A 6,000-nucleotide genomic window follows, 5' to 3' on the forward strand; every position below is an offset into this window, starting at 1 on the left:
TGCTCCGGTTGGGGCGCCCGCGCCGGGAACGGCGACGGGCCCGGACGCCATGACGGCGTCCGGGCCCGCTGCGTGCCTCAGGGGGCTACCGCGGCCATCAGGCCTCGGTGGTCTCCTCGGCGGCGGCCTCGGTGGCCTCGACGGTCTCGCCCGACTCGTCCTCGTCGTCGAAGTTGACCTCGTTGCCCTCGGTGTCGACGACCTTGGCGGCCTCGACCACGGTGGCCAGCGCCTTGCCGCGGGCGACCTCGCCGACCAGCAGCGGAACCTGGCCGCCCTGGACGACCTGCTGGGCGAACTGGTCCGGGGTCAGGCCGGAGCCGGCGGCGCGGCGGATGAGGTGCTCGGTGAGCTCCTCCTGGTTGACCCCGAGCTCCTCGTTGGCGACGATCTGGTCCAGGACGAACTGGGTCTTGATGCCCTTCTTCGCCTGCTCCTCGATCTCCGCCTCCCACTCCTCGCGGGTCTTGCCCTGGGTCTCCAGGTAGGCGTCGATGGTCAGGCCCATCGGCTCCAGCTGGTGGTGCTCCAGGTTGTGCTTGCGGGTCTCGATCTCGTCCTTGAGGAGCTTCTCCGGGTACTCGATGTCGACCAGCGCGAGCAGGGCGTCGAGGACCTTCTCCTGGGCCTGGGTGGCCTGGTCGTACTCCTTCATGCGCTCCAGGCGCTTGCGGGAGTCGGCGCGCAGGTCCTCCAGGGAGTCGAACTCGCTGGCCAGCTGGGCGAACTCGTCGTCCAGCTCGGGCAGCTCCTTCTCCTGGACGGCGGTGACGGTGACGGTGACCTCGGAGGTCTTGCCCGCCTGGGTGCCGCCCTTGAGCTCGGTCTCGAAGGTCGCGGTGCCACCGGCCTCCAGGCCGGTGACGGCGTCGTCGATGCCGTCGATCAGGCGGCCGGAGCCGATCTCGTAGCTCACGCCGTTGGCGGTGCCGTCCTCCGGCACCTCGCCGTCGACCGTGGCGACGAGGTCGACGACCACGATGTCACCGGCGGCGGCGGCGCGCTCGACGTCCTTGACCGAGGAGAAGCGCTCGCGCAGCTGCTCCAGGGACTTCTCGATGTCCTCGTCGGCGACGACGATCGGGTCGACGGTCACCTCGATGGAGGAGAACTCCGGCAGGGTGATCTCCGGGCGGACGTCCACCTCGGCGGTGAACTTCAGGTCACCGCCATCGGCGATCGTCTCGACACCCTCGATGTTGGTGATGTCGGGCTGGCCGAGGACCTCGATCTTGCCCTCGTCGACGGCCTGCGTGTAGAAGCGCGGCAGGGCGTCGTTCACGGCCTCCTCCAGCACGGCGCCACGGCCGAAACGCTGGTCGATGACGCGAGCCGGGATCTTGCCCTTGCGGAAGCCCGGAACCGTGACCTGCTGGTTGATCTTCTTGTACGCCGCGTCGAGGCTGGGCTTGAGCTCCTCGAAGGGCACCTCGACGGTGAGTCGAACCCGGGTCGGGTTCAGAGTCTCGACGGCGCTCTTCACGGTTTGGTCTCCTATGGGCTTGCGGTCAGGTTGCCTCCCCAGCCCCGGATCGTGCCGGCCGGGGCCGGTACGGGTGGGTCTGGCGAGACGGGCGATGGGCGGTTGGAGCTGCATCTCCCGTGGGGGGTGGACGGTGAGCGTGACTCCTCGCCCTCGTGCGGTTGACCTGGGTGTTCGCCGCAGGGACTACCGCCAGCGCCCCATCCTACCGGTACCACGAAAGGCGGACGCCAGACGTCACCGTACCCGGGGAACAGAACAGGGCCCCGCCCGGTGGGCGAGACCCTGCCGCACGTCGGGGTGACCGGATTCGAACCGACGGCCTTCCGCTCCCAAAGCGGACGCGCTACCAAACTGCGCCACACCCCGTGGTGCCGAGAGGAAGCGTACACGCCGGGCCCCGGCGGTTCGCCGACTTATTTCGGGCCGCCGGAAGGGGTTTCGGGAGCGCGTCCGGGGGGCGCGCAGAAATGCGGTGTGCACGGGAGCGACCGGACCAGGTACGCTGTTCCCCGAACTTCCGGCTGCGTGCCGGGGGATCACGCGGGCGTAGCTCAATGGTAGAGCCCTAGTCTTCCAAACTAGTCACGCGAGTTCGATTCTCGTCGCCCGCTCCACGGCCCGGCCCCGGTGCGTCCTCGCACCGGGGCCGTCGGCGTTCCCGGGTCCGTCCGCAGGTCAGAGCCCCAGGCGGGCGGCGCGGGCCGCGGCGCGGTCGAGCAGCAGGTGGACGTCGGCCTCCCGGGTGGTCGGGCGGTCGTTGTACTCGTCCGGGGAGTGCGCCGGGCGGCCGGTCGCGTGCAGGACCTCCATCAGCTGGACGCGCGCCGTACGGACGGTGCGCGGGGTGCCGTAGCCGTGCGCGAGGACGGCGGCCTGCGCGCCGAGGAGGCAGACCCGGCCGCCCGCGTCCCACAGCGCGCCCTGGAGCCAGCCGAACGCGCCGATGTAGCGCGAGGCGAGCCGCAGGTGGTCGGCGGCGCTGACCGGCACCGGACGGACGGGGCGGCGCAGCACCCGGCCGACCAGGGTCGCCCGGGGCTCGGGGTGGCCGGCGTGCCACGCGAGCGGGGCGGTGCCGTACGGGCAGACGTACGGGACGGGTGTGCGGGCGGGGGCGGGCAGGGAGGCGAGGTAGGCCTCGACCTCGGCGACCAGGCCGGAGCCGTCGGCGCCCCTCAGGATCGACGGCGGGAGGGGCAGCAGCGGCGGCGGGGACGTCGGGACGGTGCGGGGCATGCGGTTCTCCGGGCTGGCGGCCTTCAGGTTCCGCTCCCAAAGTGGGGCATGTCGGACATTTCCGCGACCGGAGGTCCGGGCGGTCCGGGCGGTTTCCCGGCAGGCTGTCGGGCCGATAGCCTCGGCGCGTTCGAGCACGGTTCGATCGCGTGTCCGGAGCGTCACGCGGAACCGCGCGTCACGCAGATCACTACGCAGACCACTGCGGTCCCGAGGTGGAGGAGTTCCGGTGCGTCCCGAGGAGCGGCTTGCCGTCATACAGCGCTGCGTCGTGCGGGAGATGGCGGGGCTCGGGCAGGTGTTCACCGTCGACGGCGAGGTGGTGCGCGGCCCGGGCACGACGGCGGTGGCCGTGCGCGAGCACCCGGGCGGCGACGGGGCCGGTCACGTCGACCTCGGCTTCGTGCTGCACCTGGGGCGGGCGGACGCGCCCGTGGTCTGGGACTGCTCGGCGGGCCTCGGCAAGACCGAGGAGGAGAAGCTCGCCAACGCGGTGAAGATGTGGGCGACCACCACCGCCTCGGTGCTGGTCGAGCTGGCGGACGGCCGGGGCGTGTACGCCGACCGCGCGGACCACGCCGAACTGCCCGGCTGGCACGCGCTGCAGGGGCCGGCGGCGGTGTTCGGCTTCGGCAACGAGCGGCTGGCGGCCTGGCTCACGGAGCACCGGGTGCTGCCCGCGCTGGCGCCGGCGCTGCGGCCGGGGCTGACCGGGGCGGGGCCGGTCGGGGTGAAGCTCTTCCTGGGCGGGAAGGCGGGCGACGACGTCGCCGAGGTCCGGGTCGACGGCGAGGTGTCGGAGGCGGCTTCGGCGGCGCTGCGCGCGCTGGACTGGCCGCGCGGCGAACGCCTGTGCTGGGCACGGCTGTTCGTCCTGCTGACGGCGGTGCGCCCGGTCGGGCCGGCGGTGGTGCCGGCAAGTGCCGGGGCGCCCGCACCGATGCGCACGCCCGCCCCGGCGGCAGTGCGCCCCCGGGGACTGTTCGCTCGCTGGCGGGAGGCCAGACGGGCCGGCCGGTGACCCTCGCGCGGGTGCCGCCGGCCCTCCCGTCAGCCGCCGGTGATGCCGGAGATGCTGTGGGCCAGGTTCGCCAGCAGGGAGTTGATCGAACCGGCGACGGTGGTCTCGTGGAGCATGAAGCCGAACAGGGCGGCGATGATCGCGTGCGGGATCTTCAGCTGCTTGTTGCGGATGAAGATGATGCACAGGATCGCGAACAGGACCAGCGCGGAGACGGAGAGTGCCACCCGGACTCACTTCCTCGTTTCATAGCGTGGCGCCACCGGCCGGCGGCACCTGCGAAGCCGGACCCCGGCCTGTCCGACGGTCCCGAGGCGGAATCGCGGACCGTCCGGCACACCCCGGCCGGGCGGGGAGCACTCAGCGATCGCACAAGCTCTTCCGTGCCGCACGTGACGCCCCCCATCCCCCGAATCCTGACCAGTCCCGCCCGGACTCAGTGTGGTCGACCGTGCCGATTGCGTAAAGGTCTGACAGTCGGCCCAACGCCGATATCCTGGGATGCGAGACGAGTTTCCGCCGTCCGAGACGATAGCCGAGTCGTTCTGACGAATCGTCGGCGGGGCCGCGCTGAGCGGCCGGGAAACGCGCGGCGGCGGGGAACGGAAGGCTCAGGTCCACTCCGCTGACGGGGCGCCCGATTTGGCCGAAGATCGGCACCCAGGCTTGACAGCTCCTGCCTGCGGCATGTGCCGGCGCGGGGCCCCGCCCGATCCGGCGGCGGGCGCCGCGGACGGCCCGTCGGCCGGTCGGGGCGTCAGTCGCGCCAGAGCAGCAGCACCGCGCGGTCGTCGTTGATGTCCCGGGCGACCGTCTCGATCAGCGCGGCGGCGGCGCCGGCCCCGGCGCCCGGGCCGCTGCCGGGCACCAGCCGGTCGGCCTCGCCCATCAGCCGGTCCATGCCCTCGGTGAGGTCCCGGCCGGGCGCCTCGACCATGCCGTCGGTGCACAGCAGCAGGACGTCGCCGCGGTTCAGGCGTCCGCGCACGCCCTCGAACTTGGCGCCGTCGTAGATGCCGAGCAGCGGGCCCTCGGTGGCCTCCTTGACCTCCCAGCGCCCGGCGCCCGCCAGGCGCTGCATGCCCGGCAGGTGCCCGGCGGAGAGCAGTTCGTACTCGCCGGTGTCCAGGTCGAGCACCAGGTGGACGGCGGTCGCGAAGCCCTCGTCCCAGGACTGGCGCAGCAGGTAGCCGTTGGCGGCGGGCAGGAAGTCGTGCGCGGGCAGCGAGCCCACCAGGCCGCCGAAGGCGCCGGACAGCAGCAGCGCCCGCGAGCCGGCGTCCATGCCCTTGCCGGAGACGTCCGCGAGAACCACCTCCAGCACGCGCTGGCCCGGGCCGGTGCGGGCGGCGACCACGAAGTCCCCGGAGAAGGACTGCCCGCCGGCCGGGCGCAGCGCCATGTCGGCGTGCCAGCCGTCCGGCAGCCGCGGGACGCGGCTCTGCACCCGCAGCCGCTCGCGCAGGTCGAACAGCATCGTCGAGCCGCCCCACCAGGGCACCCCGACCCGGGCCCGGAACTGGGCCAGCAGCAGGCCGCCGACCCCGGCGGCGCCGACCACGAGGGCCGCGCCGGGGGTGACGCCGTAGACGTACGCCTCCGGGTTCAGGCTGGCGACCCGCTCGCCGGTGTGGATCACGGACTCGGCGGACAGGCCGAGGGCGGCGAGCGCGTACAGCACCACGAGGCTGCCGGGGCGCAGCAGCAGGGCGCCGGCCAGGATCGGCAGGACGAGGGCGGTGGGCGGGGCCCAGGCGGGCATCCAGATGTTGAGCAGGATCAGCAGCGGGACGAGCAGCGCGAGCGCGCAGAGCACCGGCCAGTCGGCGGCGCCGCCGCGGAAGTAGTCGACCCCGGCCGTGCGCAGCCTTCGGCGGACCCGGCGGAGCCTCCTGCGCAACCGGGCCGTCACGGGGTCGGACGCCGGGACGGCGCCGGGCCTCGTCGCAGTCGTCTGGGGCGGTGCGCCCGGCGGTCTGCCAGCCATGGGGCCCGACCTTATCCACGGGCACCGCCCGGCGTCGACGGCTCGGCCGGGGGCGGTCGCGCCGAGGTGCGGGCGCGTCAGCGGGTTTCGGCCGATCGGTGCGGTGGTGGCCGCGGCGTCAGGAGGCGTGCGCCGGTTGGGCGTACGAACCAGGCGGACGACGTACGCGCCCCGCGTGCGGGGGTCTTCGCGCGCTGCCGGGCTGTGGCCGATGCCACAGGCGGCGCGGGGGCGCGGACGACGGCGGCCGGCCGCGCTGGGGATCGCGGC

Annotated in this window: 5 protein-coding genes and 2 tRNA genes; 2 read left to right on the plus strand and 5 right to left on the minus strand. The window is 73.5% G+C overall.

Translation table 11 applies throughout. The annotated features are described in order from the left end of the window. Positions 1-97: 97 nt before the first annotated feature. Complete coding sequence (gene tig / locus ACFXDE_RS29675) at positions 98-1,483, minus strand: trigger factor (RefSeq protein WP_380497743.1); 1,386 nt, start codon at positions 1,481-1,483, stop codon at positions 98-100. A gap of 295 nt (positions 1,484-1,778) precedes the next feature. Further along, positions 1,779-1,852: transfer RNA gene (locus tag ACFXDE_RS29680), tRNA-Pro, on the minus strand. 174 nt (positions 1,853-2,026) lie between these two features. Between ACFXDE_RS29680 and ACFXDE_RS29685 the strand changes: the two genes are divergently transcribed. Beyond that, a tRNA-Gly gene (locus ACFXDE_RS29685) sits at positions 2,027-2,100 on the plus strand. 61 nt (positions 2,101-2,161) lie between these two features. Here ACFXDE_RS29685 and ACFXDE_RS29690 read toward each other — a convergent pair. After that, complete coding sequence (locus ACFXDE_RS29690) at positions 2,162-2,722, minus strand: hypothetical protein (RefSeq protein ID WP_380446132.1); 561 nt, start codon at positions 2,720-2,722, stop codon at positions 2,162-2,164. Between the two features lie 229 nt (positions 2,723-2,951). Here ACFXDE_RS29690 and ACFXDE_RS29695 point away from each other — a divergent pair, with 229 nt between their 5' ends. Then, positions 2,952-3,743, plus strand: coding sequence for a DUF6348 family protein (locus ACFXDE_RS29695; RefSeq protein WP_380497744.1), 792 nt, complete (start codon positions 2,952-2,954; stop codon positions 3,741-3,743). Positions 3,744-3,772: 29 nt separating this feature from the next. Here ACFXDE_RS29695 and ACFXDE_RS29700 read toward each other — a convergent pair whose 3' ends face one another. After that, positions 3,773-3,970 (minus strand): hypothetical protein, encoded by a 198-nt coding sequence (locus ACFXDE_RS29700; protein WP_363648347.1) that lies wholly within the window; start codon positions 3,968-3,970, stop codon positions 3,773-3,775. Between the two features lie 530 nt (positions 3,971-4,500). Further along, on the minus strand, positions 4,501-5,730 hold the full coding sequence (locus ACFXDE_RS29705; RefSeq protein WP_380497746.1) for a PP2C family protein-serine/threonine phosphatase: 1,230 nt from the start codon (positions 5,728-5,730) through the stop codon (positions 4,501-4,503). Between the last annotated feature and the right edge of the window lie 270 nt (positions 5,731-6,000).

This window comes from Kitasatospora sp. NPDC059408, from assembly GCF_042751525.1.
GTDB lineage: Bacteria > Actinomycetota > Actinomycetes > Streptomycetales > Streptomycetaceae > Kitasatospora.

Coding starts and splice junctions, on each gene's coding strand:
- ACFXDE_RS29705 (WP_380497746.1), bottom strand. CDS start 5,730: ATGGCTGGCAGACCGCCGGGCGCACCGCCCCAGACGACTGCGACGAGG.
- ACFXDE_RS29690 (WP_380446132.1), bottom strand. CDS start 2,722: ATGCCCCGCACCGTCCCGACGTCCCCGCCGCCGCTGCTGCCCCTCCCG.